At 45.8% G+C, this 15,181-nt stretch carries 17 protein-coding genes and 8 pseudogenes; 11 read left to right on the top strand and 14 right to left on the bottom strand.

The annotated features are described in order from the left end of the window. Nucleotides 1-109 precede the first annotated feature (109 nt). The 3 genes from MN084_RS09440 to MN084_RS09430 form a co-directional block, all read right to left on the bottom strand. Nucleotides 110-472 carry a transposase gene (locus tag MN084_RS09440; protein ID WP_277400504.1) on the bottom strand — a complete coding sequence of 121 codons (363 nt, stop codon included), beginning with the start codon at nt 470-472 and terminating at the stop codon, nt 110-112. 22 nt (nt 473-494) lie between these two features. Further along, nucleotides 495-668, bottom strand: coding sequence for a transposase (locus tag MN084_RS09435; protein WP_330177991.1), 174 nt, complete (start codon nt 666-668; stop codon nt 495-497). 114 nt (nt 669-782) lie between these two features. Then, on the bottom strand, nt 783-1,208 hold the full coding sequence (locus MN084_RS09430) for a DUF4372 domain-containing protein (RefSeq protein ID WP_330178543.1): 426 nt from the start codon (nt 1,206-1,208) through the stop codon (nt 783-785). Between the two features lie 369 nt (nt 1,209-1,577). Between MN084_RS09430 and MN084_RS09425 the strand changes: the two genes are divergently transcribed. Both MN084_RS09425 and MN084_RS19615 read left to right on the top strand, forming a co-directional pair. Continuing rightward, nucleotides 1,578-2,243 (top strand): nitroreductase, encoded by a 666-nt coding sequence (locus tag MN084_RS09425; protein WP_330177990.1) that lies wholly within the window; start codon nt 1,578-1,580, stop codon nt 2,241-2,243. Nucleotides 2,244-2,501: 258 nt separating this feature from the next. Further along, nucleotides 2,502-3,447 (top strand): annotated as a pseudogene (locus MN084_RS19615) (IS1595 family transposase). Here MN084_RS19615 and MN084_RS09410 read toward each other — a convergent pair. The 6 genes and pseudogenes from MN084_RS09410 to MN084_RS09385 all read right to left on the bottom strand — a co-directional run. Next, nucleotides 3,448-4,453, bottom strand: a pseudogene (locus MN084_RS09410) (IS256 family transposase). Between the two features lie 507 nt (nt 4,454-4,960). Then, nucleotides 4,961-6,348: pseudogene (locus MN084_RS09405) on the bottom strand (IS4 family transposase). Nucleotides 6,349-6,438: 90 nt separating this feature from the next. Further along, nucleotides 6,439-6,873 carry a transposase gene (locus MN084_RS09400; protein ID WP_330177988.1) on the bottom strand — a complete coding sequence of 145 codons (435 nt, stop codon included), beginning with the start codon at nt 6,871-6,873 and terminating at the stop codon, nt 6,439-6,441. Between the two features lie 296 nt (nt 6,874-7,169). Next, nucleotides 7,170-7,640 (bottom strand): rhodanese-like domain-containing protein, encoded by a 471-nt coding sequence (locus MN084_RS09395; RefSeq protein WP_330177987.1) that lies wholly within the window; start codon nt 7,638-7,640, stop codon nt 7,170-7,172. 206 nt (nt 7,641-7,846) lie between these two features. Further along, on the bottom strand, nt 7,847-8,065 hold the full coding sequence (locus MN084_RS09390) for a transposase (protein WP_330177986.1): 219 nt from the start codon (nt 8,063-8,065) through the stop codon (nt 7,847-7,849). Between the two features lie 69 nt (nt 8,066-8,134). Beyond that, nucleotides 8,135-8,290: pseudogene (locus tag MN084_RS09385) on the bottom strand (transposase); the annotation flags it as partial. 196 nt (nt 8,291-8,486) lie between these two features. Here MN084_RS09385 and MN084_RS09380 point away from each other — a divergent pair. Then, nucleotides 8,487-8,660: pseudogene (locus tag MN084_RS09380) on the top strand (IS256 family transposase); the annotation flags it as partial. A gap of 34 nt (nt 8,661-8,694) precedes the next feature. Here MN084_RS09380 and MN084_RS09375 read toward each other — a convergent pair. The 3 genes and pseudogenes from MN084_RS09375 to MN084_RS09365 form a co-directional block, all read right to left on the bottom strand. Then, nucleotides 8,695-8,922, bottom strand: coding sequence for a transposase (locus tag MN084_RS09375; protein WP_330177984.1), 228 nt, complete (start codon nt 8,920-8,922; stop codon nt 8,695-8,697). 35 nt (nt 8,923-8,957) lie between these two features. After that, nucleotides 8,958-9,341 carry a helix-turn-helix domain-containing protein gene (locus tag MN084_RS09370; RefSeq protein ID WP_330177983.1) on the bottom strand — a complete coding sequence of 128 codons (384 nt, stop codon included), beginning with the start codon at nt 9,339-9,341 and terminating at the stop codon, nt 8,958-8,960. 316 nt (nt 9,342-9,657) lie between these two features. Then, nucleotides 9,658-10,706: pseudogene (locus tag MN084_RS09365) on the bottom strand (IS3 family transposase). Nucleotides 10,707-11,106: 400 nt separating this feature from the next. Between MN084_RS09365 and MN084_RS09360 the strand changes: the two are divergent. The 8 genes and pseudogenes from MN084_RS09360 to MN084_RS09325 form a co-directional block, all read left to right on the top strand. After that, complete coding sequence (locus tag MN084_RS09360; protein WP_330177982.1) at nt 11,107-12,123, top strand: Fic family protein; 1,017 nt, start codon at nt 11,107-11,109, stop codon at nt 12,121-12,123. Between the two features lie 33 nt (nt 12,124-12,156). After that, the gene (locus MN084_RS09355; RefSeq protein WP_330177981.1) at nt 12,157-12,555 is read left to right on the top strand and encodes a hypothetical protein; all 399 of its coding nucleotides are present in this window, start codon (nt 12,157-12,159) and stop codon (nt 12,553-12,555) included. A gap of 57 nt (nt 12,556-12,612) precedes the next feature. Continuing rightward, nucleotides 12,613-12,801: a Fic family protein gene (locus tag MN084_RS09350; RefSeq protein WP_330177980.1), complete on the top strand. Its 189-nt coding sequence runs from the start codon at nt 12,613-12,615 to the stop codon at nt 12,799-12,801. Beyond that, nucleotides 12,798-12,947, top strand: a complete 150-nt coding sequence (locus MN084_RS09345; RefSeq protein WP_330177979.1) for a hypothetical protein — start codon at nt 12,798-12,800, stop codon at nt 12,945-12,947. Before MN084_RS09350 ends, MN084_RS09345 begins: the two co-directional genes overlap by 4 nt. A 16-nt stretch (nt 12,948-12,963) precedes the next feature. Continuing rightward, nucleotides 12,964-13,233, top strand: coding sequence for a hypothetical protein (locus tag MN084_RS09340; protein ID WP_330177978.1), 270 nt, complete (start codon nt 12,964-12,966; stop codon nt 13,231-13,233). 132 nt (nt 13,234-13,365) lie between these two features. Beyond that, complete coding sequence (locus MN084_RS09335; RefSeq protein ID WP_330177977.1) at nt 13,366-13,611, top strand: hypothetical protein; 246 nt, start codon at nt 13,366-13,368, stop codon at nt 13,609-13,611. A 248-nt stretch (nt 13,612-13,859) separates the two neighbouring features. Next, a complete protein-coding gene (locus MN084_RS09330; RefSeq protein WP_330177976.1) occupies nt 13,860-14,213 on the top strand; it encodes a hypothetical protein in 354 nt (117 codons plus the stop codon). Between the two features lie 217 nt (nt 14,214-14,430). Continuing rightward, nucleotides 14,431-14,763, top strand: a pseudogene (locus MN084_RS09325) (IS3 family transposase); the annotation flags it as partial. Nucleotides 14,764-14,792: 29 nt separating this feature from the next. Here the strand turns inward: MN084_RS09325 and MN084_RS09320 are convergent. Then, nucleotides 14,793-14,984 (bottom strand): annotated as a pseudogene (locus MN084_RS09320) (hypothetical protein); the annotation flags it as partial. Further along, nucleotides 14,975-15,181, bottom strand: a complete 207-nt coding sequence (locus MN084_RS19610) for a hypothetical protein (RefSeq protein WP_445083812.1) — start codon at nt 15,179-15,181, stop codon at nt 14,975-14,977. The gene MN084_RS19610 and the pseudogene MN084_RS09320, both read right to left, overlap by 10 nt.

Raw genomic sequence — 15,181 nt, 5'->3', positions numbered from 1 at the left:
GCTTGGCACCTACCTCCTACTCAACCTGTGCCGTTACCTCTCCTGGGCTGCCACGTCACTGCTGTCCCACTTATTTTCAGCGAAAACAATAACCCTAATTGAGGCGAGGCTATCTGCAGATCCGGCGGGGCCTAAACAGCTGTATCAAGTCTCGCTTAGCAAATAAATCCAGATGGATCAGTCGACTCATCTGCTGAAGACTTTGGCTGATTCTTGCCTGGAATTTTAAGTACGCCAGTATCAGGTAAACACATAGCACCACCCAAACCTGCGTCATGACAGCATTATCCGTGTTACCCATAAAGGCTTTGATCTTGAGATTCTGCTTAATCCATTTAAAGAACAACTCAACCTGCCAGCGTTGCTTGTAAATATCGGCAATAATCTTTGCTGACCAGTCAAGGTGGTTGGTAATGAAGACATAATGCTTATTGGTTTTGGCATCATAAAAACCGACTCGTCTGACCGCCATCAGGTTGTTTTTTCTAGACCGATCAGAAGTGTACTATAATTTGGTCGCTGGTGATTCCCTGTGATTTATTCACTGTTCGTCGTTCCAGTACACGGTATTTTGCATTGCTCCGAATTCGTGTGACAAAAAATATTCCTTTTTCAGTCAACTGGTTATGCCAGGTGTAGTCGGCATACCCCTTGTCGAAGACGAGCACACTGCCTTTAGGGAAACTCGTGAGTTTAGCCTGTGTTTAGTCACCAGTTTTACCCAAAGTAACGGCTGCAAATGCTGGAATCAAACCGTCATGATCAAGCCCAATATGCAATTTTTAGGCGCCTTTCATTTTATTGTATTCAGCCTGAGGAAATACCTTGAGCGACACATCAAGCAATGAAGCATCCAGTGAAAACAGTTTCTTCTTAAAACGGAATTTATGGCTGGGGGAGCCGCTTTGACAGCGTGCGTATAACTTTCCAAAGAGCTCTTCATAAAAACCGGAAGAAAGATTTTGATTGGCTCGACTCAGGGTTGTTCGCTTGATTGACACGCTTCCCAAGTGATACGTCAAATGCTTTTGGCTTGCCAGGGCGGATTCAATATCACGGAGACTGGCGCGTCCGGTTAGCTGGGCTGTGGTCATAGCAACAAATTGCGTCCAGCGATTCATCGCATCACAGCGGCGCTGTCCATCGTGCTTGTTGGCAAGTACTGAAAACTCATGTCTAGGGAGCAGTTTTAGAATTTGAGAGAACACAGTGTTATGATGAGACAAGGCTTGAATCCTCTTGTTATTACAGTGTTTATTCGCACCTTCATTGTAACAACTTGTTGAGATTAAAGCCTTTTTATTGCCTGCAAAGTGGGGCAGCAGTGACTGCTACGTCATTACCTTTCCCAAAGGAAGCGATCGGCGAAAAGTCATTGATCTAATGCTTGCAACTGTGATGGAAAAGCTCAATAATTGACCCCGGAAATGCCCCAATTATCAGGCGCTAAACGAAGTCTTTCTGAAAAGTACAGGTGGTCCACTTACAACTTGAATCCACCTTTTATAACAGCACTTTTTCCTTGGCCTGATTGCTCTATCATCACGTTTACGTAAAGGTTGATCCGGAGTTCATCCATGCTAGTAAGTGAAGCATTAGAAGCACGTAAATCCACCCGTGCATTTCTTTCTAAAGCGGTAGAGAAGGAAAAAATAGAGCGTATTCTCGCAGCAGCGCGCCATGCCCCCTCCGGCACAAACACCCAACCTTGGCAGGTTGCCGTAGTAACCGGCGAAACCAAAGAGCGTATCGGCAAGTTGATGGAGAGTGCCTTTCGCGAGGGTACTAAGGGGAAGATGGACTATCAATACTATCCTATTGAGTGGCAGGAGCCTTACAAGGGCCGGCGCAAAGCGTGTGGTCTGTTGATGTACAAAACACTTGAGATCACCCGCGAGGATGAACGGCGTCAGCGTGAGCAGTGGGCTGCAAATTTCCGGGCATTTGATGCACCGGTAATGCTGCTGTTCTTTATGGACCCAATGATGGAGACAGGCTCCTATCTGGATTACGGCATGTTCCTGCAGTCTGTCATGTTAACTGCGGTCGAAGAAGGACTAGCCACTTGTTCACAAGCCGCATTAGGAGAATATCCTGAGATGATCAAGAAGGAGCTGGGTTATCCTGAAGATAGTAAGTTGATCTGTGGGATGTCGCTGGGGTATGAAGATACCGGAGCACTGGTCAACAGCTACCGGACGGTGCGGGAAGAGATTGGGAGTTTTGCGCAGTTTTTTGATTGAAGTTAGTTCCCGCGCACTGTGTTCGGAACAAAAAATGGACACATGTAACAAAGAGGACTAAACACCTCTATGTAGTCATCCCTGAAGTATCAGGCTGAGTGAGCCTGTAAAGTTTTCTGTGTAACTGCCAGAGTTAAATATATACCGCTAAGCATTCTTCGAACTCAATCATAAATCTACCTGATTACCTACCAGGCTCAGCTATTGAGCCAGTGGCCATTGCATAATAGAAGCCACTGAACACAGAGGGTTTCTATCATGCCGAAAAATACAGTGCAGTTTCAAAAAGGTTCTAGTTTACACGAATTTATTGAAAAATATGGTTCTGAAGAGCAATGCCAACAAGCATTGTACCAACTGCGTTGGCCTACCGGATATATATGTCCTGGGTGTGTGGCAACACAACAGGTTGTGAACTCAAAAGCCGTAAGATATATCAGTGCCACAAATGCCACCACCAAAGCTCCCTGACTGCTGGCACCATCTTTCACGGCACCAAGCTGCCGTTAAAGAAGTGGTTTCTGGCCATCTATTTGTTGACTCAGCGTAAAAAGAGTACTTCTGCCTTGCAACTGTCCCGTGAAATTGGTGTGAACTACAATACAGCCTGGAAGCTCAAGCACAAACTGATGCAGGTGATGATGGAACGTCAGAGTCAAAAAAACTGGCTGGTCGCATCGAGATGGATGATGCCTGTATTGGTGGTGAGAAACTGGGAAAGCGTGGGCGAGGGTCTCGTAATAAAATCCCTTTCCTGGCAGCTGTTGAGACGACGCAGGACGGCAGGCCAATGAAGATCCAACTGCGTCGGCTCCGCGGTTTTCAGAGTGCGGAGATCGCTCGATATGCCAGATCCAGTCTGTGTGCTGGCAGCACAGTTCTTTCTGATGGGCTCTACTGCTTCAGAGCAGTTACAGATGCTGGATGTGATCATATGCCTATCGTCACTGGCGGTGGGCGAAAGTATACCCAGCTCTCCACCTTTAAATGACTGAATACCATGCTTGGTAATATCAAGAATGCTTTGCAGGGAACCTTTCATGCTATTCGTAAAAAATACGTACCTCATTATCTCGCCGAGTTTGAATATCGCTTTAATCGCCGGTTTAATCTTCCGGCTATGATTGAACGGTTGCTCTGCGTCGCGTTACGTACACCACCGATGCCTTATTCCCTCCTGAGGATGACTGAGGTTTATGGGTAATCAGGTAAATCTATTCAGTGCTGGTTTCCAATGACGGATCGGCATTGTCCACTTTTTCGATGCGGCCTGGATTGCCAGATAGATTACCTTCTTTGCCGAGTCATCGGTTGGAAATAATTTCCGTTTTTTGATCACTTTGCGAATGACGCTGTTCAGTGACTCAGTGACTCAATGGCGTTGGTCGTGTAGATCACCTTTCGTATGTCCTCCGGGTAGTTGAACAGCGTGTTCAGGTTCTCCCAATGGGCACTCCAGGAGCGGCTGATCCGGGGGTACTTGTTGTCCCACCGGTCAGAGAATTTATCCAGCGCCAATAAGGCTTCTTCCTCGGTGATGGACTGGTAAATCTTTTTCAAATCAGCCGTGACAGGCTTGCAGTCTTTCCAAGGCACCTACTTCATCGAGTTCCGTACCATATGCACAATACAGAACTGGATCTGGGTATTTTGGAAAGCCGTGTTGATTGCATCAGGAAAGCCCTTTAAGCCTTCGACACAGGCAATCAAAATATCCTTCACACCGCGATTCTGAAGCTCTGTCAACACGTTCAGCCTGAATTTGGCCCTCTCATTCTCCGATAGCCACATCCCCAATAATTCCTTGTGGCCTTCCAGGTTAACGCCCAGAGCGAGGTAAATCGCTTTGTTGACCACTTTCTTGTCTTGCCTGATTTTAACGACAATGCAGTCCAGATAAACAATAGGATAAATCGACGCTGGTGCTTCTTAACTAGCTGAGGTTCAAAGCTGCCCGCTCTATCTCGCGGGGTATCCAGTTCAAACTGGCCATCTTCCGTTTGCAAGGTCTTGCTGGTCGTGCCGTTGCGGCTATTACTCGCTTCGGATTGTTGATGCTTGGCAAAGCCAAGATGATCAGCCAGTTCAGCATTGAGTGCTGCCTCGACCGTGATCCTGGTCAGCATTTGCCGAAACTCGTTGAGATCTTCTTCAGTTTTGATGTTTTTAGCGGCCGCCTGGGCTATCGCCTGGAGCTCTTTCTTGTCGATCAGCGGCCTATCCTCACCCTTGTTTGGGTTTAATGATAGGCAGTTACACAGAATTCAGGACAGTCTCAACCTGCATTTTCATACTCATTTTTCTAGCAACACCCATATCCATACCTCGCTCCATCCGGCCGGCTACACCAATCGACGCATGTTATGCACCAAATTCATCATACCAATCTTCACGCCGACCCCGCTTTGCTCGATGCTACGCACCAGTCGATTGGCCTGCTGGGAAAACACGTGCTCAACTCGAGCCCGAACCCTTGATCGTTTTCGGTTTGCCTCTTGCTCCCGTTCATTCGAGGGGCGTTTACGTGTCGACTTGCGATGAATCTGACTGCGGTAAGCAGAATCGGCCCAGACACTGCCATTACTCTTGTTCTCATCCAGCCGTTCCTCGAAGACCTAGCTATCGTGAACTTCTGCTAATGTGATGGCGTATTTGCGAATGACCTTGTGCTTCCGGTCTATGCTGATGTAGTTTTTGTACCCATAGTGGAATGCTACTTACTTAAGTTTTTTGGGTTGGCCATTTTTCCGAATATTCTCTCGTGCAATAGCCCTTGGTTTGGTAAGTAGCGGGAATTGTCTGGGTCTTCGTTTTATAGCTCGCGGCTCCATACGTCCCGGTTGTTTTCCAACCTGCTGCGGTGCAATGAGGATAAAAAGGCCCTCAATTTTATCGATGTCGTAACGACCGATTTTTTGCCACACAATCCATAGCTGCAAAGTATGCTTGAAGCTAAGTTGTCGAGGAATGATGTCAGCCAGTAATGCCGCCTGAGCCATCAGTAAACGGATCAAGTTGTAAGCCAAAAGATAGACCCACAGCTCTTTTTCCGCCATTTCCGGTGTGCGACAACTTAATGTTTCCATTCCCAGAGTGGTCTTGATGTTGCGTATATCTAACTCTACCTGCCAACGGTTCCGATAGAGTGCCTTCAGGGCGGCTTTGCTCGTACTTTTTGAGCAAAGTAGTGTTGTCACCAGGATCTTACCGCCAGCACGCAACTCCCGCACTTTCAATCTATCGGGGGTTTGATCATACTCTGCCTGACTTATCCAGGCGGGTTTGACTTTTGGCTTGTCTATTTCGATAAGATGATCTCGCGGGCCCAGACGCTCTCCTTGGCGAAAATCCGTGCTGCGCCGCCGTGAACCATATGCTCTCAAAACGCCATCCATCCACTCCTTTGGCCTGAAGAGCACACAACAGAAAATAGGTGGCATAAAAAGCATCCACCAGAAGGAGATCACCAGCGTCCAAGGTACCAAGTATGGTTCTAAGCAATGACTGCTCATCGCTTCCTTTTCCGCGACAAGGTCCCAATGCTGCATCAAGTACAGCACCGCTGGCGAGGCAGACGATACCAACCACCCGGCAAAGAGGGAAACCCAATCCGGGTTGTTGGCTACGGGGTTGAGGATAGACAGTCTGGTTCTCTTCTGTATCGGGCAACGTAACGATAGCGCCATCCACCAGTCTGACCGGTCGTCCCCGCCAGTGCCAGGAATCCGGGGGTGTGCTCAGTCATCATACGCCTCGTGTAACGGGCTAGCGTAGAAACCATGTCCAATGGCAGCCGTTTCCGTGCGCGACAGTATGCTCCCGTATGCGTACTACAGATTGGCAGCTCACCCATCAATCGTTTGACTGCAGCAGCATCAACTATGTTCTGGCAAGAACGATCAGCACTCATTGCTTGAGCCAGAAACATCGATAGCGTCTCTGTTGGCGGAAACAGCCTTTCCCGATGTTCCGGTAGCAATGATTCGACTTGATTGAGAAACTCTGGGCCGGTTAGCAGATTAAAGAAAGCATAGGAATCACTGGCTGTAGCGTAGGTTGTGATACCTTTTTGTTGATGTATGCAGGCGCGTTGATCAGGATGCATTAAGGCTGCTTTCCTGATTGATGGTTGTTGGTTTGGTGATTAGCATCTTATCACCTGAACCAGCCTTTTTTTATTCGTTATATCAGCAGGTTATTGCTTAAGTAAGTAGCATTCTACCCATAGTGGGTTTTGCCATGCTTCATGGTTCCCGTGTGCCTCAACATCCTTCTGGCGGCGTTTGTTATCACTCCATGCCTCAGGGCTATCCCCGGCTTTGATCTGCCTATTTTCCTCTCGTGTATTACGTTGCCTGAGTACTGGAATGATAGCGGCATCTACAATCTGTCCCTTGCGAGCACTGAAGCCTACTGCATCAATCTGGATCAATAGCTCTGAAAAAAGTTTATCAACAAGGTCCCGTTCTTTCAGGTGCTCACGATATACCCAAACTGTTTTAGCATCGGACACCTTACCCTCCTGGCTCAACCCAAGAAAACGACAAAAATTATAGCGCTCCCGAATTTGGAACTCTTTTTGATCATCGGACAGATTGAATAAATGCTGTAGGACCAACACCTTGAACATCGATACCGCATCGCAAGGTGGACACTCACCTTTACTGGGACCACTGTTTTTATAAACTGAGCCAACAATACCCGAAAAGTCTCCCAGTCTACGGTCCTTTCCAGCTTTGGCAGTGGGTCTCCCAGTTGCTCAAGGAGTTCAAGTTGGTCTTGATAGTCAAAAAACTCGGTTGCATGGCTTTTATCAATGGTTGGTTGAGTTGGTTACTATAGTATCTCTGATTTGGGAAGGTTTTTAGAGACTCCATTAACAGGATCTAGGAAATACACTGGTAGGTATCAGCCACGAAATCACAATTATTCCACGGGTCGCCGTTGTTCTGGAAGAACCTTGTTGGCCAGGTAGGCATCGCCTTCCTCAATCGTCACCGGCTGGTAAGCCTGATCCACCAGAGGCAGCTCATAATCATTCCATCCACGCAGTCCTGTCTTCAGATTAACAACGTTTTTAAAACCCAAAAGAGAGAGTGTCCTAGCTGCCATCAAACTTCGATTACCTGAACGGCAAGCAACCACCACGTAGCGGTCACGAGCCTGCACAAGATCAGGTTCTGTCTCCTCGTAATCCCACTCGGCGGCAGATTCAAGTATTCCCCTTGGAACATTAATGGAATCCTCAATATGCATAACATCGAACTCATAGAGCTCACGTACGTCCACAATCAGCATATCAATCCCTTCTTTCTTCTGATCTTCCAGATCCCAAGGGTAAATTTCTTCCACTCCAGGAAGGCAGTCGTTCAACAAATCGACAAATCTTTTCATCATGCGAGAGTTCCAGGTCCTTTCTGCAGTTACAATGACCGAAAGCTTCACAGTGTATCCATCATTGAATAAAGTCAAGAATATCAGGAGACACAAATTTATTAGAAGGAGAGACTGTTCAAAGGCGTTAGGCTCTCTTTTCCCATCTCAAGAAGGTAAACCCTGCAGCTATTTCAACAGCAGGAACTGTATTTCTCTCCACACCGATCCTAGCCAGTAAAATCTTCTGGCTCTTCCCCTAATCGAGAGAGTCGGTATCGTCCAACCACTCCCTCAGGATAAAGATTCAGCCCTCCAAGATGGAGGTAGATTGCATTGGCAAACCGCTCCTTGTTGCGGAAACCTCTGCTACGCACCTTGATCATCTTGATTCGGCTACTGAGACCTCCTGCCGGACCATTACTTACTTCCAAAACAACAGCGTTCAATATTCTTCACAGATGATCCTTGATTGTTCCCGCCACTTTCTTGATTGGCTCCAGGCCACTGCGCACTGCCTATGACAACCACCGTTCCCAACCTTTCCTTGCCCATGTCTTGCTGGCACAGTGCCAGAGTGACATGGCAAACTCTTTGATCGCCCAGGCACGGGCAGTCTTCAGTGTGCTGTCACGTAGCGCCTTGAACCGCAATCTCTGTCTGCGCGGCATGTTCTCCGGGTTGTAGAGCCAGCCATACTGGCGACCTTTAAGGTCCTCATAGCCTTCAGCGCTTTGTGCTCTTGGCGGCCTACCTTGTCTACTGCTAGTTACAACTGAAAGTGTTGTTTGAAAGGAATTGAAAAAAAGCGGGGTATCTGGTTGATTTGTTGTTGCGAGACATCAAAACAACCATTGGAGATACGCCACCATGAGTGAGAATAACGTTGTTAAGCTGGCAGTTCGAGACACGATTATCGATCCGCTGACAGAGTTGCCGAGAAGCGGTGCAGGGCAGTTGATCTACCAGGCGGTGGAAGCCGAGCTGCTGGAGCTGTTGGCGGAGCACGTCGAGCGACGGACAGAGGATGGCAAAGAGGGTGTTGAGGTAGCAAGAGTCGATCAGGTCGCCGCTTGATTCAACTGGCTAAACACCAGATTTGACTATAACTCTCTACTGCCCCACCGAGGTATTTGGCGACATGGAATTTACCAAAGATAATCTTCTCTTCAGTCCTAGGCAGGCTTTCCCGTGTAGCATTGATAAAGGCTGGCCACATATCCATAGGGACGCTCTCTATCGCTTCTCGTTGCTCCTCTGCTAAACTTTCGTACCATGGCTTTGAGCGTTGCCTTTTTGCGGTCACTGCCCACGTGTAGCACTGTGCCTGCCCTGGTCTGACTAAGGCTGATAATCATGGCGTTTCTTGAAAACCGTCTCATCAACACCAATACATGTTGGGCTAATCTCTGTTCTACGTGCCAGTCTTCGCTTAACCGCTCGCTGTATAATTCCATCAATGGCATTCCAACTCATCAGCCCCATCAATCGGGAGACTGCCGAGATAGACGCCTTTTTCAACCAGTCGATCACCAGCGACTCAAACATTGCAGTAAATCCAGAGCCCGGTGAGATCTGCCCACAGGTTGAGCAACACTGCTTGGCACCTGCCTCTTGCTCAATCTGTACCGTTACCTCTCCCTCTGACAAAGCCAACTCTACACTGCTAACCTGCCAAGGGCTCTTGATGCCCAGGATCTGGGCGTAGAGATCTTTATCTCTCATAGTGGGGTACGTTAATCTACCCACTCAATTAAGGAGAAGAGCCAACCTTCTTACCAGGGCGTGTTGATGTAAATCATCAATGTGGCCTGTTCACCAACGCTCATGGCGTTTTAAAAGCCAGGAAGTCATTGATTTTCTAGCTTTTTTATTGCCTACCGTTGTTCAGAATATTTCATTTTGTGTCACCAAGTTGCAGAGATTGGTGGGTATAAGGTGGGGCACCAATATTCCAAGTAGATATTCTTCCGTTTCTAGTGCTAAAATTGACCCTCCCCCCATTCATCTTAATACCAAGACTTGGATGAGATAATTCATTCTAAGCGGCCCTATTCACAAAGGCCACAGGTGACAAATAATTTAATGCGCTATGAGGCCGCACGTGATTGTAGTGCTCTCGCCATTGATCAATTTCATGTCTAGCGTCATCAATGGACCTGAACCAATGCTGATTTAAGCATTCATTTCTGAATTTACCGTTTAAGCTTTCTACAAACGCATTCTGAGTAGGCTTACCTGGCTGAATAAAACCTAGCTTAACGCCACTTTCTTTTTGCCAGTAGAACATCGCCTTGCTAGTAAACTCAGTACCGTTGTCGCAGATTATTTGATCCAGAGCGCTCCTTAGCTCAATCACCTGAGTTAAAAAACGAGCGACCTGGTGACCATTGATCGAGAAGTCAGAGAGCTGGCCAATAACTTCTCTTGAGTAATCATCAATCACATTAAATACTCGAAAGCGGCGACCATTAGCCAACTGATCACTGACAAAATCCATTGACCAGCGTATATTTTTACCAATGGGCATAATCGTTGGCATTATTGGTCGTATTATCTTCTTACGTTTTTTAGTCCTCACTTGAAGACCTTCTTCGTTATAGACTCGGTAGGTCCGCTTCTTGTTTTTCACAAGCCCCTCTCCTCTCAGGAGGCCATGTAAAAACAAATAACCATAACTCGGATGCTTTTTTGCCAGCTCAAGTAACCGTTTGCGTGGAGGCTCGTCTTTTCCCCATTGAGTAACGTACCGAAAAGCGGTTCTACTTAAGCCTACTAATTAGCAAGCTCTACGCTCACTTAATTTGAACCGCGACTTAAGGTAGCTCACGATTTGTTTTCTATCAGCAGGCTTTACCACTTTTTTGAGAGCACATCCTTCATCGCCTCAGCTTCAAGCATTTTCTCGGCAAGTAACTTCTTAAGCTTGTTGTTTTCGCTTTCAAGCTCTTTGAGCCGTTTGGCTTCTGAGACATCCATCCCGGCGTACTTGCTTCGCCAGTTATAAAAGCACCCGGTTGAAATGCCGAACTGACGATAAATGTCATCAACTTTTACCCCTGACTCATGCTGCTTGATGGCACCAATAATTTACTCTTCTCTGTAACGCTTCTTCTTCATCTTGAGATCTCCTAATACACAGACTAATTGGAAATCTCATCCTTATCATGGCTCTATTTCTGGGGGAATGGTCAGTGAAAATTTACGAAATCTGTAGAATGCAAAGGTGTTCGTCACGAACAGGTCTGGCAGGTTGGTACAGGGCGCGCGCAAGATTGCAAGTTCGTAACGAACAGCGTAAGCTGTCCGGGTCTTCACACAGTGAAAATCAGGCAGAAGACTGGCATGAACTTGCATCTTGCCAAAGGCCAGCCCTTGGAACCCGTGAGGGATATTTTAATAAAAATTCCCCCTTCAATCCCCCTAAAGGTTTGACATTGGCAGATTTTGAATAAAAATAGGGTTTATATCAACTTTCAAGTAGCTGCTAATGGTCAACCAGAAAGATAACACCGATCCTTTAATTCCTGTTGCTCCAGCGGAGCAACAGGAGCTTTCTGGTATCAAAGAAACTTTTAAATCATTACTTCATACGATCATGGAAAAAAACAATCAACTCAACGCCAAATTTGATTTGGCTACAGTGTGGCCAGAAACGGATGACTTGCCAACACTCTATAGTCAATTGACCGATTTAAAACACTGCCTTGACAGCTTTCGCCCCATTGCACCTGAAACGATCATGGACATGCAGGAGGCATGGGATATTCGGTACACCTATGAATCCAATCGTATCGAGGGTAATTCCCTTACATTGGATGAGACCCTACATGTCATCGAAAAGGGTTTAACCATCGGCGGAAAACTCTTGAATGACCATTTAGAGGCTATCAATCATCAGGATGCCATTCATTACATCCGTGACTTTGTTGAAGGGGGTGATGGTAGAGATAGCCAATTCACTGAGCGTATATTGCTCAATATTCATAACCTGATTCTAAAAGGTATTCGAGATCGTGATGCTGGAAGCTACCGTAGGCAGCCTGTTTTTATCTTGCAGTCAGACAGGAAAAAACATGAGTTTCCCGATGCTTACTTATTGAACAAGTTGGTGGAAGATTATTTTATTTTCTATAACGAAAATAAAGATACCATGCATCCGGTTGAAATGGCAGCACACCTACACCAACGACTGGTAAATATTCATCCATTTATTGATGGTAATGGCCGTACCTCACGTTTAGTGATGAACTTGTACTTATTACAACAAGGTTATCCCATCATGATTATTGATTCAGAGATGGATAAAAGGCAGGAGTATTACCGCATTCTAGGGGAATATCGCGGTGTTGCTGACGGTGATAGCAAACCCTTTGAACTATTCATTACTCAGAAAGTTAAAGATGCCTTGTTTGAATATCTGCAATTCATGTCAGCCGACCAGAACGAAGAAGCAAAAGATAAAGGTTACTATTTTTTCAAAAAGATTGAATCCTATCTATCGTGACAAAAGCCTAATTAAATAAATGATTACAAAACCATGAACACACCAAAAGATAAAGAAGCAGATATTGCCAGTCAGGAAAACGCAGACAAAGCGCCTGCTGGTTTGTATGCTGTTCCCGATACACCAGAACTGAACAGCCTGTTAGTGCTGGAAGATACGTTGCATGAACGTCTTCAAGCAGCTAAAGAAGTCAATCCTGATTTATGGCCAACGATTGTATCTAAACTCAGGGTCGATTGGACATATAACTCCAACACCATTGAAGGTTGTACACTCAGCCGTGGTGAAACTCACTTTTTCTTGACGGAAGGTTTAACCGTTGAAGGTAAACCATTAAAAGATTTTACCGATGCGCAGAACCACGCCGAAGCCATGAGCCCGCAATGGCAACGTGTCAAAAAGAAAGCCCATCCGGACGAATACAAAAAATAACCTAATCATGTAGTTTAGGCGGATGGTTCCATCCATTGGTATGTTGAGCCGTTACAGGTGCCGGATCAAATGGAAGCGTTAGTGAATTGGCTCACTGAAAATATTGACCAACACCATCCAATTATTATTGCAGCCCTTATCCATTACAACCTTGTCAGAATACATGCCTTTGATGATGGTAATGGGAGTGGTTCTCGTATCTTAATGAACCTCATTTTAATGAAACAAGATTTTTCCCAGCAGTGATCCGCACGGAGAAAAAGCGTTTGTATTTGGATGCACTAAAGCAAGCAGATAGTGGTGACATTAATCCCTTTATGCAGTTTATCGCCAGTGAATTAATCCAGACCCAAGAAAAAGTCATTGCCGACTTACAATCCAAACCTCAGTAGACCCTAATGACCCGCTATGAACGAAAAAAGGAGAGAATACCAACAGCAATACAGGGAGCAGTATAAATCCCAAGCCAAGCGCGTCAATCTGACATTCAATCAAGATGAATACCGCGCTTTTTCTCGTGTCTCAAAAGCCGAAAATGTAAAAGTCACCTCGTATATCAAAAAACAACTCGCTCTGGCAGGACTGGAAGAACAAGTCCGCATCCCTGAAGAGATTAAAACCGAGCTCAAAACCCTTCTATTTGCTATTCACAATATTGCCAACAACGTAATCAAATAGCTTACTACTCTAATACCGTGCGTAACATGACCATGAGTGACGAAAACAATTTACTGCAATATCTCAAGCAATTGGATGATGTGATTCAGAGCTATACCGAGGGGCGTATTTTAGAAGGGGGACAACGAGACGATGATCATTAAATCCATGTCTCGTAAGAAGCCTTCCTTCGGCCAGTTAATCGAGTACATGTCAGATATTGATAAGTCTGACGAGCAGTACAATGTTTACCAGAATACCTACAGCCGTAAACAGGATGATATTGAGCAGGAATTTTTAAGCAATGCTGCCTATGTCGCTAGGCGCAAAAATGGCAACTATCTTTATCATGGAATTCTCTCCATCACCAAAGCCGAAAAGCTGGATGATAAAAAATAAAAGGAAATATTGCGCGATATTGCCTACCAATATGCCCAACGTTGAGCAACGCACAATCTCGTGTTTGGCACCCTACACGATGACCATGATGATCATCTTCGCTACCATTTATTAATCAGTTCCGATGTGAGTGTGGAGTCAAAAAAGATCCGTCTTGCCAAATCACAGTTTGACAAAATTAAGAAAGAACTCGAATATCGGGTATTAAAAAATTATTCTGAGCTGGAACAAACTGTTGTTATCAACAAATGAAGCCGGTGAAAAGCTATCGAATAAAGGTGCAGAACAAAAACGCCGTACTGGAAAAACACCAGAGCGTGACTTACTCAAAGCTAAACTACAGGGAATTTTTAGTTCAGTGTGATACCAAGGAGGCTTTTTTTACTGCCTTAAAAGAGGTGGGGTTAGAGTTTTATGTGCGTGGAAAAACCATGGGCGTAAAAGACCTGGCTACCGACCGTAATCATCGTTTAAAAACATTGGGCTTACTGGAAAACTTTCAAGCCTTTAAAGAAGAAGCGATTGGATTGGTGACAGATCAAGGTTATTCGGTCGCTGAGGCGGCTAAATACACTGGGTATTCGAGCAAATCAACTCTATGATTGTAAAACAAAGATTGAAGCCTCAAAACAAGACGGTGCGTTATCAGCCGATGAGCGGACGGAGCTTCACCGATTACGCAGAGAGAATAAGCACCTACGTATCGAAAATGAAATAAAGCATCAGTTTATTCAGTGTCACTCAGCCCAGTTGCCGGTTAACCACTTATGCCAAATGGTTGGATTGAGTCGATCAAGCTACTACGCGTGGGTTAAGCGGCCTGCCCTGTTAATCAGCGCTGAAGAGTTACAGCTTTATCGCCGAGCTAAAGCCTTGTTTGCAGCAAGCCGCCAAAGTCTGGGCTCCAGAGAGCTAATGAAAAAACTGCGCGAAGAAGGCTTCTCTATTGGCCGCTATCGAACGAAAACTGTGATGCGTAAGCTAGGGCTGCGCGTCACACAGCGTACCGCCTATAGAGTCACGACAAACCGTCAGCATAGCGATGCAGTAGCGGATAACTTATTGAATCAGAACTTTAATCCGGTCGCCGCCAATGATGTTTTGGCCGGTGATATTACCTACTTAAGAACAGGCGAAGGGTGGATGTATTTAGTCGATCCTGAAATATTCATTCCAGGCACTTAATAATACTGTTGTTTCTGTTTTGCAAACAGGAACAACAGTATGGACATGATATTTTTCAGCACAAAAAGAACCTCCCTCATCCATTTTCTGAAGTTGAAGGCAGCCGCCGCCATAAGCAAGTTAATCTGATCCCCGGCAAAGCCTTTAAGAAAGTTCCTTTTTAGCCTGTGGTCACTCTTTAAGTGACCACAGGCTCAATGCCAGCTCGTCTTCTGAAACGTTTTCTGGCTAATGCCATGGCTTCTCCTGAGGTATTCTTCCTAGCAGCCTTTGGCGTTACTATCTGGGTGTCATTAACCTTTGATTTGCCCTGACCTTTTCCCCCAGAAATAGAGCCATGACAAGGATGAGATTTCCAATTAGTCTGTGTATTAGGAGATCTCAA

The sequence above is a fragment of the Candidatus Vondammii sp. HM_W22 genome, from assembly GCF_022530855.2.
Taxonomy (GTDB): Bacteria; Pseudomonadota; Gammaproteobacteria; order Chromatiales; family Chromatiaceae; genus Vondammii.
Note: the sequence above shows the minus strand (reverse complement) of the source record. Positions and strands in the feature narration are given on the sequence as shown.